26 protein-coding genes and 2 pseudogenes are annotated in these 25,458 nt (G+C 45.3%); 5 read left to right on the top strand and 23 right to left on the bottom strand.

Translation table 11 applies throughout. The features are described 5' to 3' along the window. Nucleotides 1–37: 37 nt before the first annotated feature. Nucleotides 38–778 (bottom strand): amino acid ABC transporter permease, encoded by a 741-nt coding sequence (locus tag ACWPOD_RS20275; RefSeq protein ID WP_031780374.1) that lies wholly within the window; start codon nucleotides 776–778, stop codon nucleotides 38–40. A 115-nt stretch (nucleotides 779–893) separates the two neighbouring features. On the opposite strand from ACWPOD_RS20275, the gene ACWPOD_RS20270 reads away from it, so the two are divergent. Continuing rightward, entirely contained in the window at nucleotides 894–1,670 is a 777-nt protein-coding gene (locus ACWPOD_RS20270) for a transporter substrate-binding domain-containing protein (protein WP_048625599.1), read from the top strand. A gap of 45 nt (nucleotides 1,671–1,715) precedes the next feature. Here the strand turns inward: ACWPOD_RS20270 and punC are convergent, their stop codons facing one another. After that, the gene (gene punC, locus ACWPOD_RS20265) at nucleotides 1,716–2,921 is read right to left on the bottom strand and encodes a purine nucleoside transporter PunC (RefSeq protein ID WP_456232165.1); all 1,206 of its coding nucleotides are present in this window, start codon (nucleotides 2,919–2,921) and stop codon (nucleotides 1,716–1,718) included. A 152-nt stretch (nucleotides 2,922–3,073) separates the two neighbouring features. Between punC and punR the strand changes: the two genes are divergently transcribed. Beyond that, on the top strand, nucleotides 3,074–3,976 hold the full coding sequence (gene punR, locus ACWPOD_RS20260) for a DNA-binding transcriptional activator PunR (protein WP_005394068.1): 903 nt from the start codon (nucleotides 3,074–3,076) through the stop codon (nucleotides 3,974–3,976). A 55-nt stretch (nucleotides 3,977–4,031) separates the two neighbouring features. Here punR and ilvA read toward each other — a convergent pair whose 3' ends face one another. The 5 genes from ilvA to ilvG are packed head-to-tail and all read right to left on the bottom strand — an operon-like array spanning nucleotide 4,032 to nucleotide 10,331. Then, nucleotides 4,032–5,579 carry a threonine ammonia-lyase, biosynthetic gene (gene ilvA, locus ACWPOD_RS20255; protein WP_134648225.1) on the bottom strand — a complete coding sequence of 516 codons (1,548 nt, stop codon included), beginning with the start codon at nucleotides 5,577–5,579 and terminating at the stop codon, nucleotides 4,032–4,034. Nucleotides 5,580–5,581: 2 nt separating this feature from the next. After that, nucleotides 5,582–7,423 carry a dihydroxy-acid dehydratase gene (ilvD, locus tag ACWPOD_RS20250; protein WP_193448146.1) on the bottom strand — a complete coding sequence of 614 codons (1,842 nt, stop codon included), beginning with the start codon at nucleotides 7,421–7,423 and terminating at the stop codon, nucleotides 5,582–5,584. A 14-nt stretch (nucleotides 7,424–7,437) separates the two neighbouring features. Next, nucleotides 7,438–8,376 (bottom strand): branched-chain-amino-acid transaminase, encoded by a 939-nt coding sequence (gene ilvE, locus ACWPOD_RS20245; RefSeq protein WP_005378953.1) that lies wholly within the window; start codon nucleotides 8,374–8,376, stop codon nucleotides 7,438–7,440. 12 nt (nucleotides 8,377–8,388) lie between these two features. Next, nucleotides 8,389–8,673: an acetolactate synthase 2 small subunit gene (gene ilvM, locus ACWPOD_RS20240; protein ID WP_005378958.1), complete on the bottom strand. Its 285-nt coding sequence runs from the start codon at nucleotides 8,671–8,673 to the stop codon at nucleotides 8,389–8,391. A gap of 11 nt (nucleotides 8,674–8,684) precedes the next feature. After that, nucleotides 8,685–10,331, bottom strand: a complete 1,647-nt coding sequence (gene ilvG / locus ACWPOD_RS20235) for an acetolactate synthase 2 catalytic subunit (RefSeq protein ID WP_456232164.1) — start codon at nucleotides 10,329–10,331, stop codon at nucleotides 8,685–8,687. Between the two features lie 464 nt (nucleotides 10,332–10,795). On the opposite strand from ilvG, the pseudogene ACWPOD_RS20230 reads away from it, so the two are divergent. After that, nucleotides 10,796–10,996 (top strand): annotated as a pseudogene (locus tag ACWPOD_RS20230) (magnesium chelatase domain-containing protein); the annotation flags it as partial. Nucleotides 10,997–11,054: 58 nt separating this feature from the next. Here ACWPOD_RS20230 and ACWPOD_RS20225 read toward each other — a convergent pair. The 13 genes from ACWPOD_RS20225 to ACWPOD_RS20165 form a co-directional block, all read right to left on the bottom strand. Next, a complete protein-coding gene (locus ACWPOD_RS20225) occupies nucleotides 11,055–11,519 on the bottom strand; it encodes a hypothetical protein (RefSeq protein WP_262660527.1) in 465 nt (154 codons plus the stop codon). Continuing rightward, the gene (locus tag ACWPOD_RS20220; protein ID WP_258496287.1) at nucleotides 11,488–11,799 is read right to left on the bottom strand and encodes a hypothetical protein; all 312 of its coding nucleotides are present in this window, start codon (nucleotides 11,797–11,799) and stop codon (nucleotides 11,488–11,490) included. The genes ACWPOD_RS20225 and ACWPOD_RS20220 overlap by 32 nt, the downstream gene beginning before the upstream one ends. Nucleotides 11,800–11,812: 13 nt before the next feature. After that, the gene (locus ACWPOD_RS20215; RefSeq protein WP_456232163.1) at nucleotides 11,813–12,079 is read right to left on the bottom strand and encodes a hypothetical protein; all 267 of its coding nucleotides are present in this window, start codon (nucleotides 12,077–12,079) and stop codon (nucleotides 11,813–11,815) included. Further along, nucleotides 12,080–13,009 (bottom strand): hypothetical protein, encoded by a 930-nt coding sequence (locus ACWPOD_RS20210; RefSeq protein WP_262660529.1) that lies wholly within the window; start codon nucleotides 13,007–13,009, stop codon nucleotides 12,080–12,082. After that, nucleotides 13,002–13,367, bottom strand: coding sequence for a hypothetical protein (locus ACWPOD_RS20205; protein ID WP_262660530.1), 366 nt, complete (start codon nucleotides 13,365–13,367; stop codon nucleotides 13,002–13,004). Before ACWPOD_RS20205 ends, ACWPOD_RS20210 begins: the two co-directional genes overlap by 8 nt. After that, nucleotides 13,357–13,839 carry a hypothetical protein gene (locus ACWPOD_RS20200; RefSeq protein WP_262660531.1) on the bottom strand — a complete coding sequence of 161 codons (483 nt, stop codon included), beginning with the start codon at nucleotides 13,837–13,839 and terminating at the stop codon, nucleotides 13,357–13,359. The genes ACWPOD_RS20205 and ACWPOD_RS20200 overlap by 11 nt, the downstream gene beginning before the upstream one ends. Beyond that, on the bottom strand, nucleotides 13,832–13,999 hold the full coding sequence (locus tag ACWPOD_RS20195; protein ID WP_262660532.1) for a hypothetical protein: 168 nt from the start codon (nucleotides 13,997–13,999) through the stop codon (nucleotides 13,832–13,834). The genes ACWPOD_RS20200 and ACWPOD_RS20195 overlap by 8 nt, the downstream gene beginning before the upstream one ends. 244 nt (nucleotides 14,000–14,243) lie before the next feature. After that, on the bottom strand, nucleotides 14,244–16,127 hold the full coding sequence (locus ACWPOD_RS20190) for a hypothetical protein (RefSeq protein ID WP_262660533.1): 1,884 nt from the start codon (nucleotides 16,125–16,127) through the stop codon (nucleotides 14,244–14,246). 2 nt (nucleotides 16,128–16,129) lie between these two features. Then, nucleotides 16,130–17,047, bottom strand: coding sequence for a BT4734/BF3469 family protein (locus ACWPOD_RS20185; RefSeq protein WP_456232162.1), 918 nt, complete (start codon nucleotides 17,045–17,047; stop codon nucleotides 16,130–16,132). Continuing rightward, nucleotides 17,044–17,232: a transposase gene (locus ACWPOD_RS20180; RefSeq protein WP_262660535.1), complete on the bottom strand. Its 189-nt coding sequence runs from the start codon at nucleotides 17,230–17,232 to the stop codon at nucleotides 17,044–17,046. Before ACWPOD_RS20180 ends, ACWPOD_RS20185 begins: the two co-directional genes overlap by 4 nt. A 373-nt stretch (nucleotides 17,233–17,605) precedes the next feature. Then, entirely contained in the window at nucleotides 17,606–17,947 is a 342-nt protein-coding gene (locus ACWPOD_RS20175) for a hypothetical protein (RefSeq protein ID WP_258496276.1), read from the bottom strand. A 32-nt stretch (nucleotides 17,948–17,979) separates the two neighbouring features. Continuing rightward, nucleotides 17,980–18,660, bottom strand: coding sequence for a DUF7424 family protein (locus tag ACWPOD_RS20170; protein WP_456232161.1), 681 nt, complete (start codon nucleotides 18,658–18,660; stop codon nucleotides 17,980–17,982). Between the two features lie 120 nt (nucleotides 18,661–18,780). Further along, entirely contained in the window at nucleotides 18,781–20,379 is a 1,599-nt protein-coding gene (locus tag ACWPOD_RS20165) for a recombinase family protein (RefSeq protein WP_262660537.1), read from the bottom strand. Nucleotides 20,380–20,415: 36 nt separating this feature from the next. On the opposite strand from ACWPOD_RS20165, the pseudogene ACWPOD_RS20160 reads away from it, so the two are divergent. Then, a pseudogene (locus tag ACWPOD_RS20160) lies at nucleotides 20,416–21,747 on the top strand (YifB family Mg chelatase-like AAA ATPase); the annotation flags it as partial. A 57-nt stretch (nucleotides 21,748–21,804) separates the two neighbouring features. On the opposite strand, the gene ACWPOD_RS20155 reads toward ACWPOD_RS20160, so the two are convergent. Continuing rightward, nucleotides 21,805–22,761: a DUF2860 domain-containing protein gene (locus tag ACWPOD_RS20155; protein WP_456232160.1), complete on the bottom strand. Its 957-nt coding sequence runs from the start codon at nucleotides 22,759–22,761 to the stop codon at nucleotides 21,805–21,807. Nucleotides 22,762–22,910: 149 nt separating this feature from the next. Between ACWPOD_RS20155 and ACWPOD_RS20150 the strand changes: the two genes are divergently transcribed. Then, nucleotides 22,911–23,789 carry an acyltransferase gene (locus tag ACWPOD_RS20150; RefSeq protein WP_006742920.1) on the top strand — a complete coding sequence of 293 codons (879 nt, stop codon included), beginning with the start codon at nucleotides 22,911–22,913 and terminating at the stop codon, nucleotides 23,787–23,789. A 45-nt stretch (nucleotides 23,790–23,834) separates the two neighbouring features. Here the strand turns inward: ACWPOD_RS20150 and ACWPOD_RS20145 are convergent, their stop codons facing one another. Continuing rightward, nucleotides 23,835–24,437, bottom strand: a complete 603-nt coding sequence (locus ACWPOD_RS20145; RefSeq protein WP_005379036.1) for a thiol:disulfide interchange protein DsbA/DsbL — start codon at nucleotides 24,435–24,437, stop codon at nucleotides 23,835–23,837. A 34-nt stretch (nucleotides 24,438–24,471) separates the two neighbouring features. Continuing rightward, nucleotides 24,472–25,458 (bottom strand): serine/threonine protein kinase, encoded by a 987-nt coding sequence (locus ACWPOD_RS20140; protein WP_167427052.1) that lies wholly within the window; start codon nucleotides 25,456–25,458, stop codon nucleotides 24,472–24,474.

Raw genomic sequence — 25,458 nt, 5'->3', positions numbered from 1 at the left:
AGAGCGGCTTTGTTGTTTCTAGCTAAAGGCTTCATCGTTAGTAACTGGGAATGGCGATGCGTTTTTCGAGCCAACGAACGGCTTGGGATACGAATAGAATGAGCAACAAGTACTCCAAAACGAGGAAGGTATAAATCTCTAGGGGTAAGTACTCATTCACCACTAGCTCATTAGCACGGCGAGTGAGATCGCTTAAACCAATCACACTGACTAAAGAGCTCATCTTGAGGATGTAGACAAATTGATTGCCCAATGGTGGGAGAATTTGCCGAAACGCTTGAGGAAGAATTACCAAGCGCATCTTTTGCCAATAGCTTAAGCCCAAAGATTCAGCCGCTTCATGCTGGCCACGACTGATGGCTTGGATTCCGCCGCGAAACACCTCCGCCATAAACGCACTCTCAGCAATGGTTAGTGCAATAACACCCGCCCAAAAGTGATTGAGTGAGACATCCAATAGCGTTGGCATGCCGTAATACACCCAAAGTAGTAAGACTAAAACAGGCACTGAGCGGACTACCTCGACATAAATTCGGTTGATCCACTTCAAGTAGGGAGAGTTCGACAGAGCCGGTAGGGCGATGATTAAACCTAAGGTCATGGCAAATAACATACTGAGGAGTGATACTTGGATGGTGTCACTAAATCCGGCGATTAAAAACTTCAGATTGGTGAGTCCTTGCTCCGTGGAGGGATCGAGCACATACCAGCCCCATTGATAATCTGAGCAACCTGTGAGCAACAGCAGCGAAATCAGCCATAGAGTTCGAAAGGTCACATTTACTCCCTGAATTAACTAAAAAACTTCCATTGTTGCTGCTATGTTATCAATAGAGCTTTAATAAAGGTTAATCATTAAACCGCATAAGGTCATTATTTTTAAGGGAATAAAAATGAAAAAGATTTTACTAGCGCTAGGAATGTGTTTACTTGCTGCAACTCAAATTGCTCATGCTGAAAGCCGTCTTCAATCCATTTTAGACAGTGGTGTACTCCGTGTTGGAACGACGGGAGATTGGAATCCGATGACGATGAAAGACCCTGCAACCAACAGTTATCGTGGCTTTGATATCGACGTAACGACAGAGCTTGCTAAAGATCTCGGTGTCAAAGTAGAGTATGTAGCCACGGATTGGAAGACGCTAGTCAATGGCATTACCGCCAACAAATACGATATTACTGGCAGCGCGTCCCTGAATATGTCGCGCGCGAAAGTCGCTGGATACAGCCAACCGTATTTCTACCTTGCCTTTGTACCTGTTGTGCAAAAGAAAGATCTCGCCAAATTCTCTGATTGGGCAGATTTTAATACGCCTGATGTGAAAGTCGCGGCGACACTAGGAACGGTGCAAGAAAAAATGGTTAAAGAGTTTTTCCCGCTGGCTCAACACATTGTGATTGAAGCGCCAGCGCGCGACTTCCAAGAATTACTAGCTCGCAGGGCCGATGTATCGGTGACGTCCAATGTGGAAGCAGCGACGTTGGTGGACAAGTTTAAACAACTGGCGATAGTACCAGTGACCGCTCCGCGTAAACCGACACCAATTGCGATGCTGTTGCCGCAAAACGATCAAGTATGGATTAATTACATCAACCATTGGGTTGAGCTGAAAAAGACCCAAGGCTTTTTCAAGCTGACTGCCAAGAAGTGGGGGTTGAAAAGCTTATAAACAAAAAGAGCCGCATTATGCGGCTCTTTTTTATTATCTGAACAATTAAAGTTCGTCTTCACTCACTACACGAGCATTGTCTGGAGTCGTGAAGTGCTGAGACAATTCACGGTTAGATAAGATGTAACCCATCCAAAGACCACCCATACAGATGATGATTGCAACGCCCGTTACCATTTGAGCTTGGCTTGCCATTGCAGCAACTAATGCGCTTGATAGACTGCTCACAGTAATTTGTAAGCTGTTTTGCAGGCCTGCAGCTGTTGCAGGGCTTTGCTTAGCACTTGCCAACGCGCGGTTTACTACGATTGGGTATAGCGCACCATTGGCTACCGCAATTAAACAGAAAGGCGCTAGAATTGGCCAGATAGAAGATAGTTCCCATTGTGAGGCAATGAATATCATTATTGCCGCGACACTAAATAGTCCAATCAATTGACGTAGAACTTTTTCATCACCAAATTTATGAACGCCGACTTTACCCAAGTAACCACCAGCCATAAACGCGATAGTTTGTGGGATAAAGCTCAAACCAATATCTTTTGCTTCATAGCCTAGTTGCGCCATGATTTCTGGCATACCAGTTAGGTAAGCAAAGAATGCAGCCGAAGCCGTCGCAAACATAAACACGTTGCCAAGGTACTTTTTAGAACTCAGCAGTGCTTTGATGTCGGCAGACATACTGGTTTGTTTGATTTCTGCTTTCTCGTCTTTTTGGGCCATTGTCGCAAAGACCAAGAAGACACCAACTAGTGTTAGCGTAATAAAGATACTGTGCCAGCCGAAGTTATCTGCCAACACTACCCCTAATTGAGGTGCTAGCGCTGGTGATAGCGCGACTAACGGCATGATCGTTGCGAAAATTTGCTGACTGCTGCTTGAGTAGCGTTTAATGACCATAGCTTGCCAGATCACTGCTGGTGCACATACACCGATAGCTTGGATAAAGCGCAGTGTCAGTAGTTGCCATACTTGGTCACAGAAAGCCAAACCGAATGACGCGATAGTAAACAGCACTAACCCGGCCGCGAGTGTATTGCGGTGGCCAAATTTATCGGATGCCAATCCCCACATTAGCTGGCCAACCGCCATACCAACTAGGAATACCGTTAAAGAGAGCGCTATTTGCTCAGGGCCTGTTGCAAAGTCGATTTCCATCGCTTTGAATGCTGGCAGATACATATCGGTAGCAACGAAGCCAAGCATCGATAATGCTGCCAGATAAATGAGCTGTAGTTTTGATATTTTCATGATTCAACCAGTCAAATTATTTAATCATTTTTTAATCAACATCAGTTGGCGCCAACCCTGATTTATTTACCTTATTATTCTATTTTTCGATTTTGATAAAATAAAACGCTAAAATTGTTGGTTATCAATCAAATTTTTTGAAAGGTTAAATCATGTTCTCTAAAGCGTCTCTGGAAATGCTGGATACGGTTGCCCGTTTAGGCAGTTTCACCGCGGCGGCTGAGGTGCTGCATAAAGTCCCTTCAGCCATCAGTTATGGAGTAAGGCAGGTCGAGCAAGATTTAGATGTGGTGCTGTTTCGACGCTTACCGAGGAAAGTGGAGTTAACTCCAGCAGGTGAACTTTTTATGGCTGAGGCTCGCTCTTTGCTGCGTCAAATGGAAGAGGTGAAAGCACAAACGCGGCGAGCGGCTCAGGGATGGAAGAGCACGTTAAAGCTGACCTTAGATAACGTGGTGAAGTTAGAGAAGCTCAAACCTTTGGTGGAAGATTTTTATCGCGAGTTTGAATTTGCTGAATTGCAGATCAATATGGAAGTCTTCAATGGTTCTTGGGAAGCCATAGCACAAGGTCGAGCCGACATTGTCGTTGGCGCGACATCTGCGGTTCCCGTTGGGGGAGATTTTGAAGTCAAAGATATGGGCGTATTAGATTGGGCATTTGTGATGTCTCCCGCTCATCCCTGTGTTCGCCAACAAGTGCTTACTGAAGAGTTTGTGAGTCAATTTCCGGCGATCTGCCTTGATGACACTTCAAACGTGCTGCCAAAGCGCCATACTGGCCATTACCCGCAACAACGCCGATTGTTACTACCCAACTGGTACAGTGCAATTGAATGTTTGAAAAATGGAGTTGGCGTGGGTTACATGCCACGTCATATTGCAACGCCACTGATCAATGATGGTGTGCTGGTGGAGAAGGTGATGCCAGATGATAAGCCGCTCAGTCATTGTTGCTTGGTCTGGCGCAAAGATGATAATCATAAATTGATCCAATGGATGGTGGATTACCTAGGATCGCCTAATCAGCTGCATCAAGATTGGTTACAGTCATAAAAAAACACCTCGCAATAGCGAGGTGTTTTATTTGATATGTTTGGAATGTGGCGTTTTATGACAGGAAGAACTTGTAAGACGGGTTGTCTGTTTCGTCTTTGCATTGATAGCCAAGTTCGCGTAAATGCGCAGAAAACTGAGCTAAATCTCCTTCATCTAACTCGAAACCACATAAAACGCGTCCGTAGTCTGCGCCGTGGTTACGGTAGTTGAACAAGCTAATATTCCAATGGGTACCAAGAGTGCTTAAGAATTTCAGCAAGGCACCTGGGTACTCTGGAAATTCAAAGCTGTAGAGTCGCTCTTTGAGTTGCTTCGATGGCTTCCCGCCGATCATGTAGCGAACGTGTAGCTTCGCCATTTCATCGTCAGAAAGGTCAACCACCGGATAGCCACCCTCACGTAGATCGTGAATAATGTTTTCCAACTCTTCTTGACCACCTTGCAGACGAACACCGACAAAGATATTAGCGAGTTCGTCATCGTTATAACGATAGTTAAACTCCGTAACTGCACGGCCGCCAATGAGGTTACAGAACTCAAAGAAAGCACCTTGACGCTCAGGGATGGTGACGGCAAGCAGACCTTCACGTTTTTCACCAAGCTCGCAGCGTTCAGAAACATAACGTAGACCGTGGAAGTTGGTGTTTGCGCCAGACAATACTGTACCTAGATTCTTACCTTGCAATTTGTTTTGCTCAGCAAATTTCTTCAAACCCGCCAGAGCAAGCGCACCCGAAGGTTCAGCAATCGCACGGGTATCTTCAAAGATGTCTTTTACTGCTGCGCAGATTTCATCACTGGACACTGCAATATGGCCATCAATGTACTTCTGGCACAGACGGAAAGTCTCTTCACCAATGCGCTTTACTGCAACGCCATCGGCAAACATGCTGACCTGGTCTAGTACGACAGGTTCACCTGCATCTAGCGCGGCTTTCAGACAAGATGAGTCTTCCGGCTCTACGGCAATGACTTTGATTTCTGGCATTAACTGCTTCACGAGTACCGCAACACCAGCGGCCAAACCGCCGCCACCGACAGGAACGAAGATGTAATCAAGGTGACCATTTTGCTGCAGCATTTCCATACCAATGGTGCCTTGACCTGCGATCACCAGTGGGTGATCAAAGGGGGGCACAAAAGTATAGCCATATTGCTCTGACAAACGTTCGGCTTCTGCTTTTGCTTCATCAAAGTTGCTGCCGTGTAGTACCACATTGCCACCAAAGCTGCGTACGGCGTCGACTTTGATATCCGGAGTGGTCTTTGGCATCACGATGGTGGTTTTGATGCCCAGCTTAGTGCCAGACAGCGCCATGCCTTGAGCGTGATTACCTGCCGATGCTGCGATGACACCAGCGGCTTTTTGTGCTTCAGTTAGGCTTGCCACCATGTTGTACGCACCGCGTAATTTAAATGAGTGCACGGGTTGGCGATCTTCGCGCTTGATTTGCACATTGTTACCAATACGTGCAGACAATCGTGGCATTTCTTGCAGTGGTGTTACTGTTGCGACTTCATACACCGGAGCGCGGAGGATTTGGCGCAGATAGTCTGCGCCAGTTTGATTTACTTTCTTTTCGGGTTGAGATTCCATCATTGCTAGCCCTCTAGCTTCGACTTGTCTCGTACTGCACCCTTGTCAGCACTGGTGGCCATGCTCGCGTACGCTTTAAGTGCAAAGGAAACTTCTCTTTGGCGATCAACAGGTTTCCAGCCAAGTTCGTCTTGTTTTGCACGGCGCTCTGCAAGTTCCTGTTCAGACACTTCGAGTGAAATTGAACGGTTCGGAATATCAATCGCGATCATATCGCCCGGTTTCACCAGTCCAATAGCACCGCCGTTAGCGGCTTCAGGAGAAGCATGGCCGATAGAGAGTCCTGATGTACCACCAGAGAAACGACCGTCAGTCAGCAGTGCACATTCTTTACCAAGGCCCATCGATTTTAGGTAAGTGGTTGGGTAAAGCATTTCTTGCATGCCCGGACCACCTTTAGGGCCCTCGTAACGGATAACAACCACGTCACCTGCTTTGACTTTGCCACCCAAGATGCCTTCCACCGCATCTTCTTGGCTCTCAAATACCACAGCCGGACCAGTGAACTTAAGAATGCTCTCATCAACACCGGCTGTCTTAACGATACAGCCATCCAATGCGATGTTGCCTGATAGAACGGCTAGGCCACCTTCTTGGCTGAAGGCGTTGTCTTTCGCGCGAATACAACCTTCTGCACGGTCGTCATCAAGGCGATCCCAACGACAATCTTGCGAGAACGCTTGGGTGGTACGAATACCAGCCGGACCGGCACGGTAGAACTTAAGTACTTCTTGGTCTTCCGTTTGGATGATGTCGTATTTTGCCAACTGCTCTTTCATTGAAAGACCCAGTACGGTGCGAGCATCATTGTGCAGTAGACCAGCACGATCCAATTCACCAAGAATCGCCATTACGCCACCTGCACGGTGTACGTCTTCCATGTGATATTTCTGAGTAGATGGTGCCACTTTACATAGGTGTGGTACTTGACGTGATAGGCGATCGATATCTTCCATATCGAAATCCACTTCACCTTCTTGCGCCGCGGCCAGTAGGTGCAGAATGGTGTTGGTTGAGCCACCCATGGCGATATCCAGTGCCATTGCATTTTCGAAGGCATCATAAGTTGCAATGTTGCGTGGCAACGCGGATTCGTCATCTTGCTCGTAGTAACGGCGAGTCAGTTCAACAATGCGTCTGCCCGCGTTAAGGAATAGTTGTTCACGATCAGCGTGAGTCGCCAGCATAGAACCGTTGCCCGGCTGAGAAAGACCCAGCGCTTCCGTTAGACAGTTCATCGAGTTTGCCGTGAACATGCCTGAACACGATCCACAGGTTGGACACGCGCTGCGTTCGATCTGCTCGCTTTGCTCATCAGATACTTTTGGATCTGCGCCTTGGATCATTGCATCAACAAGGTCTAGTTTGATGATCTGATCAGAAAGCTTGGTTTTACCCGCTTCCATCGGACCACCAGAAACAAAGATAACAGGGATGTTAAGACGCATCGATGCCATCAACATTCCCGGAGTGATTTTGTCACAGTTAGAGATACATACCATGGCATCAGCACAATGCGCATTCACCATGTATTCTACTGAGTCTGCGATCAGTTCGCGTGAAGGCAGTGAGTACAGCATGCCGCCGTGACCCATTGCGATACCATCATCAACCGCGATGGTGTTGAATTCTTTCGCGATGCCGCCCGATTTTTCAATTTCACGTGCGACAAGCTGGCCCATGTCTTTAAGATGTACGTGACCCGGAACAAATTGAGTAAACGAGTTCACCACGGCGATGATTGGTTTACCGAAGTCTTCTTCTTTCACACCCGTTGCACGCCACAGCGCGCGTGCACCCGCCATGTTACGACCATGTGTGGTGGTAGCTGATCTATATTTTGGCATTTCTTAAATCCTTCTTACTTCTGTTCTGGGTACACATAGTCTAACCAGCCCCACTTATCTTCCGTGGTGCCGTCAAATAGGCCAAAGTAGGCTGCTTGTAGTTCTTTAGTGATTGGGCCGCGTTTACCTGTGCCCACTTCAATTTTGTCGATGGTTGCCACTGGCACAATTTCAGCTGCAGTACCTGTCATGAAGACTTCATCGGCAAGGTAAAGCGCTTCACGTGCAATGTTGGCTTCACGTACTTCGTAGCCTTTATCGCGTGCAATCGTCATTATCGAATCACGCGTGATGCCCGGAAGAATCGCGCTGGTTGCTGGTGGTGTGGTGATCACGCCATCTTTGATAACGAAGATGTTTTCGCCAGCCCCTTCAGATAGGTAACCATCAACGCTCAGTGCGATACCTTCGTCGTATCCGTGACGACGGGCTTCACCACCAACCAGTAGTGAAGATAGGTAGTTACCGCCGGCCTTAGCTGCTGTCGGGATGGTGTTTGGTGCCGCGCGGTTCCAGCTTGAAATCATTGCATCCACGCCTTTCTCTAGCGCTTCTTCGCCTAAGTAAGAGCCCCAAGGGAATGCCGCAATGATTAGATCCATTTCAGTGCCAACTGGTGGGCACACGCCCAAACCAACATTACCGACAAAACCTAATGGACGAATGTAAGCGCTATCGAGTTTGTTTTGGCGCAGTGTTTCGCGGGTAGCTTCCATGATTTCTTCTACAGAAAAAGGGATCGGGAAACGGTAAATCTTGGCGGAATCTTTTAAACGTTGTGCATGCTCACGGTGACGGAAGACAATTGGGCCTTTTGGTGTGTTATAACAGCGCACGCCTTCAAACACGGATGTACCATAATGCATTGCGTGAGTTAGAACGTGCACGTTCGCCTCTGCCCATGGAACCATCTCACCATTAAACCAAATGAAATCTGCAGTTTTCGTTGCCATTTGTTGCCTTCCTTATGCACTTACGTGTTGTTGTAAGTTGTGATTTGGCAGTTCATCGTTGCGGATTTTTAGCACCTCAACCTTACGAACGTCCCACAACTTCTCTATTTGATTGATCAAAAACGAGATTGGTCGATCGCTGTCGACAATGATCTCGACGCTGGCTACTTTACTTTCATGGTTTTGCGTAGCAGCGACTTGTTTGATCACGAAGCCTCGGTGACGAATCACACGTAGAACGCGCTCCAACAGTACCGGTTTGTCATCGGCTTTGATGTCGAGTAAATATCTGTCCATGCGATTGTCTCCTATGTATTTTCCAACATATCACTGTTTGATGCGCCAGGTGGCACCAATGGCCACACGTTTTCTTCTTCATCAATCAAAACGTGAAGCATGTAAGAAGTTTCACTCGCTAGCATCTCTTTGAGAGCAGGTTCGACTTCTTCTTTCTTGGTGATGGTTTTGCCCGGGATATCGAACGCTTTGGCAAGCATCACGAAGTCTGGGTTGTCATCAAGAATGGTTTCACTGTGGCGACCGTCGAAAAACAGCGACTGCCATTGGCGAACCATGCCAAGACGTTGGTTATTAAGAAGGACAATCTTCACTGGAATCTGACGACGCTTCAGCGTGCCCAATTCCTGCACGTTCATCATAAATGAACCGTCACCTGTAATAAGGATAGACTGATCATCAGGACGTGCGACTGCTGCACCCATCGCTGCTGGCAAGCCAAAGCCCATGGTGCCAAGGCCAGCAGAAGTGATGAAATTTTGTGGTTCGCGTGGCTGGATATGTTGCGCTGCCCACATCTGGTGCTGACCTACATCAGTCGAGACAATTGAGCTGTCTGGCATCATGTCTGACAGTTGTTTAAGCAATAGCGGTGCGTAGATTAACTCGCCCGGGTGGTCGTAATGCCACTTAAAGCCGCTGCGCAGACTTTCACTGTGATGTACCCACGGTGAGATATCTTGAGTCAGCTCTAGCTGAGGAAGAATGGTGTTGATGTCGCCACGCAATGGTGCGTTGGCGTGGCGCAGTTTATGAATCTCCGCAGCATCAATGTCGATGTGAATCACTTTCGCATTTGGTGCAAACGTGTCGAGCTTACCCGTCACACGGTCATCAAAGCGCGCGCCAACCACGATCAATAGATCGGCTTCTTGAACCACTAGGTTAGCGGCTTTGGTGCCGTGCATGCCCAACATACCAAGATAGTGAGGGTCATGGCGTTCAATGGTACCGAGGCCTTTTAGTGTGCTAACTGCTGGCATTGGGTTTAAGCGAAGGAATTCGCGTACTGCATCGGTTGCTTTCGCGAGTTGCACGCCACCACCAACATACAACACTGGGCGAGTTGAGGCTGCCAGTACATCTTGTGCGCGCTTAATGTCTTCAGCGCTGACATCTTCGATTGCAGGCGCTACGTATGGAGGCAGTAGATCTGTTGGGGTTTGAGCCAGTTGAACGTCTTTGGCGATATCGACAATGACTGGACCCGGACGACCCGTTTTGGCCACTTCAAACGCTTCGGCTAGCGTTGGCGCTAGGTCTTCAATTTCGGTCACGAGATAGCTGTGCTTAGTACAGGCTAGGGACATTCCGATCACATCCATTTCTTGGAATGCATCGGTACCGATATGAGAGCTAGCAACCTGGCCTGTGATGGCAACTAGAGGTACGGAGTCAAGGAAAGCGTCGGCAAGGCCGGTAACAAGGTTAGTGGCCCCTGGGCCGGAAGTTGCCATGCACACGGCAACGTCTTGAGTGGAACGAGCCATACCGATGGCGGCCATGGCAGCCCCTTGCTCATGACGGCATAGGATGTGCTCCACCCCTCCGTCATACAAAGCATCGTAGATTGGCATGATGGCCCCGCCAGGGTAGCCAAAAACGGTTTCGATGCCTTGCTGTCTTAAAGCGGCTACGACAAGTTGTGCACCAGTCATCGTAAACCTCCTTTGCTACGTTGTGGCTCGTAGCTATTGCCATATTTATTGCACTTCATGTGCACTCCCATTCTTCCCGTTAAACTGTCCGAGGGTTAGACAGATGACAACTTGTAGTTGTAAAAAAACCCCCGGACTTTTCAGTGCGGGGGTTTTTTGTAATTTGTGGTTACCTTTCGCCCACAATACCCCGCGCGGTGCCAATAATGACCACGATAATCAGGGCTAGCAGTGCGTTGATATGAGCGAAAAGGTTCATCTGTCTGTCGTTCTTTTTTCGTTAAAAAATGTTGTGTAATGTTCTACGAAATTGTTTGCGTCATTAGTGGTATCACACAATTCCGCTGCATGACAAGCAAAAAGTCATTCTTTTTTCACATTAACTCTCAATTGGGACGCGGTATATAACATAACCAACTAGATAAAACATTTGTTTACAGAGTGTTCAATAAATTGAGGAACGTATGGGGCTGGCAATCATTCATAGTCGAGCAAGCGTCGGGGTGCAAGCGCCATCGGTTAGTGTAGAAGTTCATATTAGCAATGGTATGCCCGGGTTTACCTTGGTAGGGCTGCCAGAGACGACGGTAAAAGAGTCCAAAGATCGCGTTCGTAGCGCGATCATTAATTCTAATTTTCAGTTTCCAGCTAAGCGGATCACTATGTACTTCGATTTAGTTCAAACTAAAGCCGAAAAAAAAGCACTCGATTGAGTGCCTTTTATCATTTGATATTGACCTGATCTCTTCCAATAGCATCGTATATCGCCTTTCTGAATGACGTTGTAATATGCGCGAGTTCGCTGCAATCGACTTCACTGAGCTTATCAAGCAGCTTGTCCACGTCGTCGTCGAACTCAATCTCCGCATGACTCATATAAACTTTGCTACTCTCGCCAATATTCAGTGTACGTAACCACTTCAGATCATCGACGTCCGCGAATCGCTCACCAGCCAGAACCAGTGCTTTGTGATTTGCCACAACTCGCTCGATGAGTTTGTTTTGCAGTTCTTCACGTATTCGATGTTGCTCTCTATTATGATGTTCCAGCCACGCCTGATGTCCCGCCGCATATTTGCTGTCTGTCGCTAGTTTAAATCGATGCTCATCTAACGAACCAACGCTCCGAAGCAGATCACGATGTGTGAATGGCTTTTTAATCTCTTTTTTCTTCGTCGCTCTCTTCATCAAGTAGTCCCTCCAGCTCATCCCGATTTAATGTCGCACAATAAGCACGCGCTACTACTAATTGCTCTGCTGCCGATAACTTACGTTTCTCCGCTCGTTCAGATATCGCATCACTTACCAGTAGCCTAATGACCTCGTCACGCAGCTTTTCAGAGTACTTGCCACTGAGTACGTCATCCAATAAGTCGTCTAAATTATCATGAGTCTGAAGCACCACCCGTGCTGATTTGCGCTTGCTTTTTTTCCCAGCTTCTCTAGCCTGTTCTGATGTAAATCCCATACGTTATTCCACGTTATTCCACGTTATTTTTCATGACCTGTCTGAAGTGTTTGCCATCGCTACACAAATCAAGTAGTTCTTCATCCGATAGAACCTCGATTGCCGCGAGTACGTTAGTAAAATAACGTATGTCCCTTTCTGTGATACCGTGCTTGCGTTGTGCATCGAGCCGAATAGCCCCATCCCAAACCAGTTCAAACACTTTTTGTCTATCGAATAGCTCTAGTTGTTCATCCAGAGCTTGTTCGTGCTTCGTCATTAGTAATGAAGTATCAAGCATTTACACCAACTTAATAGAGCGCGCTCGCTCCATCTGCTTCTCTGCTGCTTCTGTGTTACCAGTAAGACCAAATGCCGCTGCCTTGCTCGTGTTATCGGTAATAGCCGTGATATTTTTCAAAAGCTTAGTGGCCTTATTGAATAGCCGATCATCAACTGAAAAGCCTTTGCGCTTGTAGTCGTACAGAGTTTCAGAAAGTTCATTTGCCATTTGCCGCGCTTCAGTAGTCGCCACTTTCAATTTCTTACTGTCGATGTCGTTAATGTCGATACCCTGCATATATTCAACGTGAGCTGCTAACGATGTACTAAATGCCTGAATTCGCTGTTTGAATTTCCCAAACTCAGTCGAGCCGATTAGCATCTTGACTGTGTTAGCGATTACCTGAACCAGTTTGATATTCTTGACCTTATGAACAGCCTTACGTATGTCTAGAAATCGAAGTGCCGTAGCCTCTGTGTAATACTCTTCTGCATACAGCGTGTTTTGAATCGCTGAAGCGATTTGATCGATGTCACCGTTTGCTCGTGCCTTGCGTAGATTAATCACTTCAGCCATACCTATATCTTGTCTGAATTCTGCACTCAGTTTGATGTCCTCGAAATCTGACATATCGAATTCACCCGACACCGATATTTTATCGAGTTCTAGCAACGCATTAACCGTCGCTATCTGTCGAGTGATGTCTCTAGATAAGACGCTCTTAGCCGCAATTTCTGATGCCATGATGCCGTATTTGCTGCCACTGTTATTCACTGCTTTCGAGCGTAGTAGTGACCGTTCGTAGTCTATTACCAGAGAATCATTAGAGCAGTGAATAACCAAATATCTCAGCTCTGCCATTGCATCATGTCGAGTAGTCGTTAGATATGTGCTTTTTCCGATAGCTTCTTCCAGCTCTCGATAGTGCTGTTTGAATGTCTTAATCATGTAGTAGTCCCCCGTTTTTGTATGTCTTCAGCCACTCTCGAAAAGCTCGATTGTTAGATGAGCCAGATTTGATCGCTGAGTCTTGAGTTGCGTCGATTTCAGCTACCAGATGCTCGAAGAATTTTCCCCTAAGTAGATACTTCACCTGTGATTCTAGCGAGTGCTCCCCAATCGGCGCTTCAACTGTTGATAGTGTTAGTAAGTCACTATTTTTCAGTGCCTTATTGAAAGAGTGCTGAAAGTCAGTCACATCTTCTCCTGCTTTTTCCATTGCTGAAATTTTATATACGACACTGTATAAAAAGTTAGCCTCTGTATTGATAGAGCGAACCGCGCCCAGTAATTCTTCAAAGTACATGCTGTGCCTCGTTGTTTTTGATTGTTATTAGCTCAGAGCCGTTGAGATGATACCGAGCGTATTGTAAGTTCTCGCGGTACGTTACAGAGATGTCAGACCTAAGTAACTGCTCAGACACGTATTCCATAAAGTCTTGCTCTGATACTGTGATTTCGTATGTCTCACTGTGATCAAGTTCGCCAATCAGACATCTCTTGTCACCAGCGCATGCGTACAACCTATCCAGTTGCTTTGCCTTTCGTTTTCGTTGCTGTGATTCCTGAGCCGCTTTTTGCTCAGCCACATATCTAGAGTGCTCGCTGAGTAATGATTTTAATGCAGCTTCATCGAGCCATTTGTCGTAGTTGCCAGCCACAACGACCGTTCTGTGATATGCAAAATCAGCTTGTGCTTGAATCGCGTCCAATACGTCATCTAGTAGCAGCCGCCCAGAGCAGTCTTGCATGCAGTGCCGCAAATTGAGATTAAGCATAACCAAGCTCCCGTAGTCGCTTTCTGTGTGATTTAGTCGTTGTTGAAATAGTATTGCGAGTGCAGCCCAGCTCACTTGATAGCTGACTGATGCTGACCCCACATATGACCAGAATCGCTAGCTTCAGCGATTCTTCCGTGTTGAATAACTTGCTTCTCATGTGCTCTCCCAAATTAGCCCGTTTAGCACCAAGTGAGCCACGCTTGAATAAGGAATTGAATGTGCTGAGTGATTGAATCATTCACTACTATTTAGAAGAGTTTTTAAGCGAGTATTTGAGCAGAGAGAGTGTGATGAGCCATAGATCAGACTCAGATTAGAAAAACCGTGTGAAAACGCAGTTTTCCACTTTTTCTTTTATTAATAGAAAAGCCAAGAAACCGCGATTTCACACGTTTTTGAGTTTACCAATTGACTTCAGCTAGTTTGATTTTCACGTCCTTAGTACTCATGTCAGCTACTTCACTTCGCTTGAGTTCAAGCTGAGTGCAAAAAGTAGATATATCAGTGACTCTTTCGATGTGCTTCTTACGAGCGTTAAGCCTATTACGCTGCGCGTTATTCAGAGCATCCTGCCAGTCAAAAACTATATCGCTGCTCCTGACATATTCGCCGCCACGAACAGATTCCCATCCAGTTAGATAATTAAACAGTCGCTTCTGCGCTGCTGTAACCACATACTCACCAGTGTCATCAAGTGAATACCACTCAGTAGCCCCTTTAAAGTGCTTCTTATGCCAGAAGTCATGAACCAGATTCACATACTGTTGTTTGTTGATTCGCTCAATTCGCGACTTGATAGAGTTAGCTGCTATCTGTTCACCTAGAAATAGAGCTTGAGCGTCAGTGATTCCAATCAAGAAACCCAGCTCATTTAGAGTAAGTTTCTCAAAAGCATGCAGCCAGTCAGAACACCCGTATTTGATTTCTAATTGCTGAAACCTACCCTTGAACCTAAGAGCTTTATCTACACAAGACCTTACAATTGCTTCATGTAGACCACGCTGCTTCGCCACTTCAGCCACTGTTTTAAGCTTGCGCAGAACATCAATTATCTCGCCTTTCGTCACCGTGCCTAGTAGCAGAGAACCATCCTCCGGTGTAACGTCATAAACGCCTGTTACTTCATAGCCGTATTTCTTCAGTTCCAGCAAAATCCCAAGCCCATAAGATGAGCTACAGTATTTTTGTGCCTGCATTGCCCGAGCAATAACCTTGCACCTGAAATCATGATTTACCGATAGCACGTTGTGACTTATTCCGTGACGATCAAGTCGTCTGATAATGTCATAGCTGTTACTTTTGCTCAGACTAGCGTCGCCGACTCGTTCAGATAAAGCATTAGCATTTTCTTTCACATGCTCTATCTGAACCAGTTTGTCACCGCCCCCGATGAGTAGATCGAATGAACCTAGCTCTGCATTTCGACATCGGCCGAACTGTTGAACCACGCGCTCTGCTGCATTAGCCACAGCGCAAATTCTCACTTCGTCTTTGATGTTGATGCCTTCTTCCAGTGAGCAAGTAGTCAAGACCACCTGTGTGTCCATTGAGCTAATAAGCTCTGTGTCGATTAACCTGTGTATCGCGTGATTCTCATCCTCAATAGAATCCCGATTGACCGTTACAGCCGAGATGCCTTGCTGTCTAAATAACTGTGCAAGCTGAGAATTCATCTTATGATTGTTGTTAAAAAATAAGACCGTTTTGTTTAAATCTCGCCTAATGAACTCCACAATAGTCTTATTGCTAATACCATAGTATGAGTCACTACCGCTTTTCGTCGTCGTTACGTATGCCGTGATTTGTCTATTCGCAGCTTGCTTATTAACCTGTAATACTGAGTTGAATTTGATTGCCGATAGCTCATCAATGAAAGTGCCGCTATAGCAGTAGATCCGTACTCTTGCCCGTAGTACGTTCAGCAAATCCACCAGCTTGCTGAACGTATCGCTCCTATAATCCGCTTCGTAAATATTCTGAATTTCGTCTAAGTGTAATGCTCCGCCTTCACCTACAGTTTCTACGATGTCATCCGCTGACATATCAACCAGATGCTCAAGTTGAATAACATTACATCGCTGTTTTTTTCGCCAAGCTGACGCAATCTGTTGAGCCTTGATCGATTTCATACTGAAGACGACAATATCAGTGCTTTTGCTTGCTTCGCTCATCATGTACGTTGTTTTGCCAACACCAGTCCCTGCTTTGATTAGATGAACCCCAACGTCTTTTGAAATGCAATCCAAGTCACTTAGATATTCGTTTTCGTTTAACTCAATTTTCAAATCTAAATCTCTTCTACCCTGTATACCCAAGCATTTACCCCAGACGTTTTCCCGAAAGTATCAAACACGCTTTGTACGTATTTCTCAATCGATTGACTCTCAGTGTAAGAGCCACCAAGTGCTCTGAAAGCTATTGTCACCTGCTGCACTGAATATGCCGCTTCAAACAATCGCATAGCATAGATAAACAATGCATTGTGCCGATGTCCCGCTGTATCTCTGTCCTTGAATTGAGCTAGCGCTTTCTCTGCGAGAATACGCTGCCTCTCACTGCACACGTGCTCATGACGCTGCATATGCCGCTCATGTTTAAGCTCTGCAATTCGTCTTAATTTTGCCTGCCGTGCGTCGAAATCCGATATTATTTGCTTGCCTATCTCAATTACTTCAGCGTGCTCGTTGAAGTACGTCCCTTCATCGTATGAGAGATTGCAAAGACGTGTGATATCACAAGTGCTTCTATCAAGCACTATACCCAGACGCTTCTCAAACTCAGCCAACAAACATTTGTAGACGTGCCTGAAGACCGCGTTATCAGTTGTTACCAAGTCTGTTTTAACCGCAAATTTGACGCCATGATTCGGTGACTGAAAAGCGATCAATAAACTATCCCCAAGCTCACGCCTGATGTTTTCTATTAGCTGATTAGCATGCTGCTCATCTTTAATATCGTCATAATCAAAAAGCATCACCCCTGAAGCTCTCTGAATTCCAGCTTTGCATCGAGTGTCGAATGAAGCCGCGAAAGTCACACACAGTAACTGTTCCTTGAGACGTTTCCGTTCGTACTTGCATGTCGTGTTCCTCAGTGCCGCAATTCGCTCACGCATATACTCTGATTTGAGCAAACCAGCAATCTGTTTGATAGATACGTCTTTACCCGTCACCGCGTAGTTATTATTGAAAAGTGTATGACTCATTGCTCACCCAAATAATTTAATTTGCCGTCCTGAAACTGCTGCACCCAGTAGTAGATTGCCATTTGACTACAACCATGCGCTTCTGCAATCTTTGCCACTTTTACACCCTCTAGATACTGCTTTGCTGCGCTCAGTCGTGTCTCGTCAGTGTATGATTTTCTTTTTCTTCTGTTACCTAATCCCATGATTTATATCTCTTTTTATTGATTCGTATATGTATTTATATAAGAGAGAGTTGAGATTAAGATTTTTGATGCTATTTTTTGTTAAGTCGTTGTTTTTTAAATGAATTTAACTTATTAAGTCTATTTCATAGAGTGAACTTAAACCATATAGAGTAAAAGCGTGTGAAAACGCTGTTTTCCACTTTTTCTTTTATTAATAGAAAAACCAATAAACCGCGTTTTCACACGTTTTTTTAGCCTAAAAAAGCACGCCAGTGCGTGCTTAGTTAATATATCCCTCATTCTTTAAATTTACTTCTGTGAACGCTATTAGCTTCATAATAACAATCATAAAAAAAGCGCATCGAAGTGCGCTTTGATTGATGTGCTTACTTTATGCTTTTGGTCTTGTAAATAAAACAAATAATCCTAAGATAATATCTACTACCAACCATATTCCAACAATCACTGTTATACCCAGCCCTGTACCTATTGCTGCTCCCGCAGCTTCAGCTCCTTGTAAGCCTTGACTAGATTCAGTTGCGCTATTAAAACCAGCAATAAGCCACCAAGCCATGAATATATTAAAAATAATAAAGCTATATTTTATTATTTTTCCAAAAAAACTTCTCTTTAGCTTGTTAACAACTGCTCCGCAATGAGTACACTTATGAGTGTTTGATGCTACTTCTTTATTACACACACTACACTCAATTAGAGTTACAGATTTAGCCATTATTAATACTCCAATTGTTTTAAATTTAATTATTAACCACAATTCCAACCAAAGTTCATTGCACCATGATTCAATAGAGCATCAATAGCTACATCACTCTGCTTTAAAGCAAGCTGACCATTATTATTTGTTACATCTAGATATTGCCATGGTTCATATGATTTTGTTGACTCATTATAATAATATGTAGAGTTTGAACATAACCTAAAAGATTTTTCAGTGTCATTATTAATTCTTACGATAAGTGAATAATCAAGACCATCTGCTTTGCTCAATCGAGACTTAATTCGACCAGATAGAACTTTATCTATAACAATATTGTGTCCACTTTCTGAATTTGATGCTATATGAATTGATAAGTCAGTAGGATTTTTACCATCTTTAATAGTATCGATGCCAATTTTAAATTTATATATGACTTCACTATTAATTCCCCAGTCGTCAGTTTTACAACTCACCCTTTCTTGATTTTGTTTGAATAAATTATAAACCATTCCGTCAGATTCAGACAATGAGTCACTCTCTGCACCAGTTTTACCGTCAAAGCACGAACCAAAGAACTTAACTACCATATAGCTATCAATTATTTTTCCATTTGATTCCTCATCAGATAAATAGCTATAGGGAACATCGATTATCATATCTGCGTTACAGCCAACAAGTGATAAAGATAATAATATAAGAGATAGCGACCTATTTTTTAGTATGTCCATATATTCACCTTAAAAATAAAACTCTATCAATCTTATTGATTAAAAAACTTGTTTATGATCACATAGTTTCAGTTCAACCATATGATTTTGATGAAATTAGTAATAATACATGTTTATTTGCTAATCAACTTCATAGCTATCGTAATCGCCGACTTCTTCTCCATCAAAGAGCTTCTCTGTAACTTTATCTCTGAAATCAACTTGAGCCTCTTTGTTGCCATAGAAGACTTTGACCTCTTTTCGTTGTGACTCACGCATGATCGTTGCATTCACCACATAGCTGTTTTTCTGAATGATGCTGATATGCCAAACATTTTTACTTTTACGTGTCACAGTACATGATCTAATAAGCTGTTTAGCTTTGATATTCCACAGCGTGTCATCCGTGATCGTCTTCAACTGCTTGAGTTCATCGCGTGTTGTCTCTTCTAACTCTTGAGCTAGTAGCTTAGTTAGATCGCTTTGAAGAGAGCCAGCCATAACTGCCAAATCAGACACAGAAATTGCGCTATTGACGTCCGTCATAAGTGCTTTGATTTCATCTAATCTGTCTCTCGTCTTTTCAATCTCGACGCTGTTGTTTTTTGCTGCCTTTCCTAGCTTCTTATACTTCAGCTTACTGCAAGCACCCTTGATTATTACGTCTAGATCACGAACCGACCCCGTATTATCACAAGCCCCAGTCGTCGAAGCTCTGCATATCCAAGTTCTATAGTGATGTGTCGTCGTCTTAGTCGTGCGTGATTGCATTTTCAAACTCATAGCAGAGCCGCATGAACAGCGTACCAGCCCAGATATAGCATTCGTTTTGCTCTTGCCACCAGCATAGTTTTGAGACTTACTATTGAGAGTTTTCCAGTCGCTGTAGCTGCATATCGCGTCGTAATAATTGTCTACAATATTACCGTCAGTCATTTCATACGAGCCATAGACTGCTCGATTCGTGATCATGCACTTGATTGCATTGTCAGACCACTTTTTACCCGTTCTACTGAGAATGTTTTGTTCATTGAAGTGCTTAGCGATAGAGCGCCAACCATTTCCAGCTAGCCTCATCTCAATCATTGCCTTAACGTGCTCAGCGTTTTCATTCAGAACGTACTTGTCGTTATCTCGTGATATCCACCAGCATAATCTACGCTTAGTGACCTCACCAGATAGCGCCGCTTTGCGTTGTGACGCCTTAGCTGCTCCTACCCGATAACTCTTCTCTGCTGATTGCTGATGAGCTGCACTAGCGTACACTGCTATTTGAATGACCTTGCTAACATCATTTAAGCTATCTAGCGTCAGCTCCAGATTGTCGTGAACTGCCACTATGTTAACGCCAGCACGCAGAATTCGTCTAATTAGCTCTTGTGTATGATCAATACCCTGTCTGCTCAGTCTGTCGAACTTCTCAATTGATACCCAATCACCACGTTTGATAGCGTCAGTTTCGATTGCCTCAAGTAGTTGATCTAACCCGTCACGCTTTGCATTCTGTTTATAGCCACTGATACCCAAGTCACTGAATGATTGCTCAGATACATTTAGCCCCTTTGACGCTGCCCACTGTTTAGTAGCTGCTACCTGTCGAGTGATACTGTCGCCTTGTTCTTGAATCGAGCTACTGAATCGAATGTAAGAATGAACTGTCGCCTTTGCCGTCACTGTACCTGTCTCACCCTGACCGAAAGTGCTATTGTATAGTGCCTGTAGTTCCGCTGAAATTCCCATGTTTTGTCTCTTTGAGTTATATCACATACGAATTACATTACCGTTAATTTAGCTCCAGCAGATTTGCCCAAAGAGGGAGGGCGTTTTGATCTTCCTATCGCATTGGGGATTTTGGCCGCTTCGGAGCAAATCGCGACAGATAAGCTTAAAAACTACGAATTTGTTGGCGAGTTAGCGCTATCTGGTGGTCTAAGACCTGTAAAAGGTGTGCTGCCTGCTGCGCTGGAAGCCAGTAAGATTCAACGTCATTTAGTGGTCCCACATGTAAATGGCGATCAGGCGGCGCTAGTGGGGAAAGAACAACATAAATCGGCTCAATCTCTACTGGAAGTATGTGCCGAGCTTTGTGGCCAACATCGGCTGAATCTTTTTCAAACGCCTAAGCGCAAAATAGTCGAAAAACATGGTCGAGACTTACAAGATATTATTGGCCAACAACAAGGTAAGCGTGCACTGGAGATTGCTGCCGCTGGAAACCACAACTTACTTTTCCTTGGCCCGCCAGGTACCGGGAAAACCATGTTGGCTTCGCGTTTGTGTGACTTATTACCGGAGATGAGTGACGAAGAAGCAATGGAAACCGCTTCGGTGGCGTCGCTGACGCAGAGTGAAATTAATGAGCACAATTGGAAGTCGCGTCCGTTTCGCTCTCCGCATCATTCAAGTTCAATGGCTGCATTAGTTGGCGGTGGCTCGGTACCCAGACCCGGGGAGATCTCTTTAGCCCACAACGGCTTGTTGTTTCTCGACGAAATGCCCGAATTTGACCGAAAGGTGCTGGACTCGTTACGCGAACCGCTCGAATCTGGTGAGATCATTATCTCTCGGGCGCAAGGTAAAACACGTTTTCCGGCTCGCTTCCAATTAGTTGGTGCACTGAACCCAAGTCCGACAGGATATTACGAAGGCAATCAAGCCCGCACCAATCCACAAGCCATTTTGCGTTACCTTGGTCGATTATCCGGACCACTGTTAGATCGCTTTGATATGTCTTTAGAAATCCCAGCTTTGCCCAAAGGGACATTAGCAGAAGGTGGTGATCGCGGTGAGCCGACCGCTATCGTTAAAGAACGTGTGAATCATGCGCGTACCAATATGTTGAACCGCAGCGGTAAGGTAAATGCACTGTTAGGCAGTCGAGAAATCGAGGCGTTTTGCCCCTTACACAAAAGTGATGCGGAGTTTCTTGAAACCGCTTTACATCGTTTGGGGCTTTCGATTCGCGCGTATCATCGCATTATCAAAGTAGCACGAACGATAGCAGATCTTGATGGGGCGGAGCAGATTGAACGAGCGCACTTAGCCGAGGCGCTTGGGTATCGAGCGATGGATCGCTTACTGAAACAACTCACGGCGCAAGCGGTATAGAGACGTGCAAATATCACCGCAACAAGTGTTGTAAGTGCCTTGTTGCGATGAAGGACGTTAGAAGGTGTAGTTGAGACCAAGAGACAACAGGTACTCTTTCTCATCATAGAACGTGATATTGGATTCCGTTTGGCTGTAGCCAGCTAAAGAGATGAACGACCAGTTTTGCCAGTCAAATACGTTTTGATATTCATAGGCTGCAAATAGGCTGACGGTGTCGTCATTTCGTGTTTTAGCAAAAGTTTGGCTAGCGGCTTGATAGTCTTTCCATGCATAACCTGCGGTGAGGGCCAACCGATGGCGGTTGATAAATTTAAACCAACTGATGTCAAACCCGTACGAATCAAATGATTCCGCCTTACCGTCGGCATCTTGATTAATGTAGGTAAACGCCGGTTGCAACATGGATGTTTGATTAAGTGAAATCCGATAGTCACCTTTAACGTAGTAAAGGCTCGCATCGCGAGCGAGTGAACGGTCCGTTACTTCTTCTTGCTCAATGTCTTTATCAGCATAAGCGAGATCAAGGTTGAAGTTTTTATCAATCAATCCCTTGATTTGAAAGCGATAGGCATTGCCGTCCACATCCGTTTCTTGACGGGCGATTCCGACTTGATATGGGTTACGCCAAGTTTCGCTTTTGAGCACGGTCGGTAGATAGGAAATATCGAGCACGGTGCCGGATGGCAACTCGTGTTGATAGCCCAGCTGAAAAGCGAGGGTACCAACCGCGACATCGGAACGTGTGGTACCCGCGTACACTTGGTGATTGAGTCGGTTACCAAAAGTGTAAGTAATGCTTCCTAGCGGCGCAGCGATAACGGAACTGTCACTATCGGCGCGCTTATCGAGAGAATCGATGGTGTTACTATTTTCCGTATTGAAGTTGGACTCTGATGATACAAATCCGGCATTCAGCGAAATTTCACCGCCAAAACCTGTGGTTTCAGCGAGTTGAGCCTGAGCAGAACTGACGACAAAGGCCAAAGGCAAGAGAATTAGCCTTGGTTTCATTCGTTATCTCCTTATTGTCGAATGAGTGGTGCAAATATTGGTTGAGGTAACAAATCTGACCATTCCCACGCATATTCCAATGTGGCAAAGGCGCAGTATAATTACACGCTGTTTTATTCTTCACACATTATCACTGTTGTTTGACTATCATGTTGGCATATTTGTTATTTTTTTTTAACGCTTCTTTTGTGATTCTCAATTCTGCGCTGTGTTCAATCGCAATTTGTATTATCGCTGTGTTTAAAGTATTGCTTCCAAGCGTGGAGCTAAAAGCGAAAGCGACCGCTTGTGCCAACAAGGTGATGTGGTTATGGGCTACCGTTAATGCGGGCATTCTGGCGGTTTCTAACCGTGTTGACTGGGATGTTCAGGGCGGTGAGGCGCTGAAAAAAGACGGGTGGTATCTGTTGATCAGTAATCATCTCAGTTGGACCGATATTGTGGTGCTTTGCTGCGTGTTTAAAGACCGCATACCTATGCCGAAGTTTTTCCTCAAACAACAACTGTTGTATGTGCCTTTCATTGGGATGGCGTGTTGGGCGCTCGACATGCCATTTATGCGTCGTTATTCGCGAGAGTATCTGATCCGCAACCCGCACAAACGAGGTCAAGATTTAGAGACGACACGTCGCTCGTGCGCCAAGTTCAAACATGCACCAACCACAGTGGTTAATTATGTCGAAGGCACTCGATTTACCGAAGAAAAACAGCGTAAGAGCAAGACGAGCTACCAATATTTGCTGCAACCAAAATCGGGCGGGATCGCATACACGTTAGCGGCAATGGGGGAGCAGTTCGAGAACATTATCGATGTGACGCTGGCGTACCCAGAAAATACAAATAAGCCATTCAAGGATTTATTAATGGGCCGAATGGGCAAGGTTGTTGTGCGTGTGAATGTGTTGCCCGTCGATGAACGAGTGCTTGGTGATTACTTTAACGATAAGCCCTATAAGCGACAATTTCAGCAATGGTTGGGTGATGTGTGGCAAGAAAAAGATCGGTTGCTACAAGAGATTTACAAATAAACAAAGGGGAGCGATGAGCTCCCCTTTTGATTGATATCGATGCGCTTATTTTAGTGTCAGCAAGTAGTTCACCAGAGAGAAGTACTCATCCATCGTCTTGATGCTTTGTGCTTGAACTAGGTATTTGTTGTTAACGATAACCGCAGGAACGCCGGTTAGACCGCTGTTTTCAAATTGCTTGTCCATACGGCGAACCATGGAATCAACCGCAAAGCCTTTGAATGCAGAGTCGAATTTCTTCGCGTCTACACCTTCATCAAGGAAGATTTGGCGAAGCTCTTCATCGTTACGTGGCGCCTTCTTTAGATTGTGGATGCGGTTAAACATCACTGGCACCATTTTGTCTTCCACTTTTAGTGCAACCATGGTCGCGTAGGCTTTGCTCATTGATGGGCCCATGTTGCCACCCATGAAAGAAACGTGGTTTTTTAGTAGTTTAGTGCCTTCTGGCAACTGCTTTTTCAGTTGCTGGATAACAGGTTCAAAGCTATTACAGTGCGGGCAGTAGAAAGAGAAAAACTCCGTCACAAGAGGTTTTTTTGATGCCTCAAGATCCAATACTTTGTAATGTTCACCTTCTTTGAATTGCGCTGCATGTGCCGACAGGCTTAGCATCAGCATAGAAAACAGTGCGAACAGTTTTTTCATCGAAATATCTCCATTTTTGAATTTGTGGCCTGACTTACCATTGAGGCATTAAAGACAGCGGTGCTTCTTCTAAAGCGGCGATCTGCTCTTTAAATGCAAGGACCTGACCTTCCCAGTATTTTGGCTCATTAAACCATGGAAAAGCGAGAGGAAACGCAGGGTCATGCCAACGTTTTGCTAGCCATGCCATATAGTGCACCATTCGTAGACCGCGAAGTGGCTCAATTAGTTTCAATTCTGCGGGGTTAAAGTCGCAAAACTCTTGATAAGCTTCTAAAACAATATCCAGCTGCATCAGTTTGTCTTGGCGTTCACCGTTCAGTAGCATCCATAAGTCTTGTACTGCAGGGCCGTTACGAGCGTCATCCAAATCAACAAACATAGGGCCATCTCGCCACAAAATATTGCCTGGGTGGCAATCGCCATGCAAACGAATGATATTGAAGCTTTCTTGCCAGTGGCTTTCAATCGATTTGATCAGCATATCCAAGTCATTGAAGAAGCTGTTCTCCAAGTGCATTGGAATCATGTTGGCGTTTTGCAGAATCTCTCTTGGTTGATACAGGTATTCTTGCAATCCAATCGTTGGGCGATGTTGGAAGGCTTGGCGGCTGCCGACTTTATGGATTCGGCCAAGGAAACGCCCTACACCTTCGAGCTGATCTAAGTTGTCAACCTCGTACTGGCGACCACCTACGCTCTCAAACAGCGCAAATGCATAGCCTTGATAGTGATGAAGGGTTTCACCGTTGATGCGCACAGGTGGTGCGATGGGGATTTCGTTGCCAATCAGTTCTAAAGTGAAGTCGTGCTCCTCTTGGATCTGTTCGTTGCTCCAACGTTCAGGGCGGTAGAACTTGACGACATAACGACGACGCTCTTCGTCAGTGAATTGATAAACACGGTTTTCGTAGCTATTGAGGGGAAGAAAGCCTGATTCTGCGCGAACGCCGATGCTTTCTAACGCGTACCACATAAAATCTGGGGTAAGGGCGTCAAAGTTAAACATACTTTGGGACAT

The sequence above is a fragment of the Vibrio sp. JZG120 genome, assembly GCF_053890955.1.
The sequence above is the reverse complement of the archived record's forward strand: the minus strand, read 5'-3'. Positions and strand labels throughout refer to the sequence as shown.

Excerpts from the sequence above, each read along its gene's own strand:
- ACWPOD_RS20270 (WP_048625599.1), top strand. The coding sequence starts at position 894 with ATGAAAAAGATTTTACTAGCGCTAGGAATGTGTTTACTTGCTGCAACT.
- punC (WP_456232165.1), bottom strand. The coding sequence starts at position 2,921 with ATGAAAATATCAAAACTACAGCTCATTTATCTGGCAGCATTATCGATG.
- punR (WP_005394068.1), top strand. The coding sequence starts at position 3,074 with ATGTTCTCTAAAGCGTCTCTGGAAATGCTGGATACGGTTGCCCGTTTA.
- ilvA (WP_134648225.1), bottom strand. The coding sequence starts at position 5,579 with ATGATGGAATCTCAACCCGAAAAGAAAGTAAATCAAACTGGCGCAGAC.
- ilvD (WP_193448146.1), bottom strand. The coding sequence starts at position 7,423 with ATGCCAAAATATAGATCAGCTACCACCACACATGGTCGTAACATGGCG.
- ilvE (WP_005378953.1), bottom strand. The coding sequence starts at position 8,376 with ATGGCAACGAAAACTGCAGATTTCATTTGGTTTAATGGTGAGATGGTT.
- ilvM (WP_005378958.1), bottom strand. The coding sequence starts at position 8,673 with ATGGACAGATATTTACTCGACATCAAAGCCGATGACAAACCGGTACTG.
- ilvG (WP_456232164.1), bottom strand. The coding sequence starts at position 10,331 with ATGACTGGTGCACAACTTGTCGTAGCCGCTTTAAGACAGCAAGGCATC.
- ACWPOD_RS20225 (WP_262660527.1), bottom strand. The coding sequence starts at position 11,519 with ATGAAGAGAGCGACGAAGAAAAAAGAGATTAAAAAGCCATTCACACAT.
- ACWPOD_RS20220 (WP_258496287.1), bottom strand. The coding sequence starts at position 11,799 with ATGGGATTTACATCAGAACAGGCTAGAGAAGCTGGGAAAAAAAGCAAG.
- ACWPOD_RS20215 (WP_456232163.1), bottom strand. The coding sequence starts at position 12,079 with ATGCTTGATACTTCATTACTAATGACGAAGCACGAACAAGCTCTGGAT.
- ACWPOD_RS20210 (WP_262660529.1), bottom strand. The coding sequence starts at position 13,009 with ATGATTAAGACATTCAAACAGCACTATCGAGAGCTGGAAGAAGCTATC.
- ACWPOD_RS20205 (WP_262660530.1), bottom strand. The coding sequence starts at position 13,367 with ATGTACTTTGAAGAATTACTGGGCGCGGTTCGCTCTATCAATACAGAG.
- ACWPOD_RS20200 (WP_262660531.1), bottom strand. The coding sequence starts at position 13,839 with ATGCTTAATCTCAATTTGCGGCACTGCATGCAAGACTGCTCTGGGCGG.
- ACWPOD_RS20195 (WP_262660532.1), bottom strand. The coding sequence starts at position 13,999 with ATGAGAAGCAAGTTATTCAACACGGAAGAATCGCTGAAGCTAGCGATT.
- ACWPOD_RS20185 (WP_456232162.1), bottom strand. The coding sequence starts at position 17,047 with ATGAGTCATACACTTTTCAATAATAACTACGCGGTGACGGGTAAAGAC.
- ACWPOD_RS20180 (WP_262660535.1), bottom strand. The coding sequence starts at position 17,232 with ATGGGATTAGGTAACAGAAGAAAAAGAAAATCATACACTGACGAGACA.
- ACWPOD_RS20175 (WP_258496276.1), bottom strand. The coding sequence starts at position 17,947 with ATGGCTAAATCTGTAACTCTAATTGAGTGTAGTGTGTGTAATAAAGAA.
- ACWPOD_RS20170 (WP_456232161.1), bottom strand. The coding sequence starts at position 18,660 with ATGGACATACTAAAAAATAGGTCGCTATCTCTTATATTATTATCTTTA.
- ACWPOD_RS20165 (WP_262660537.1), bottom strand. The coding sequence starts at position 20,379 with ATGGGAATTTCAGCGGAACTACAGGCACTATACAATAGCACTTTCGGT.
- ACWPOD_RS20155 (WP_456232160.1), bottom strand. The coding sequence starts at position 22,761 with ATGAAACCAAGGCTAATTCTCTTGCCTTTGGCCTTTGTCGTCAGTTCT.
- ACWPOD_RS20150 (WP_006742920.1), top strand. The coding sequence starts at position 22,911 with ATGTTGGCATATTTGTTATTTTTTTTTAACGCTTCTTTTGTGATTCTC.
- ACWPOD_RS20145 (WP_005379036.1), bottom strand. The coding sequence starts at position 24,437 with ATGAAAAAACTGTTCGCACTGTTTTCTATGCTGATGCTAAGCCTGTCG.
- ACWPOD_RS20140 (WP_167427052.1), bottom strand. The coding sequence starts at position 25,458 with ATGTCCCAAAGTATGTTTAACTTTGACGCCCTTACCCCAGATTTTATG.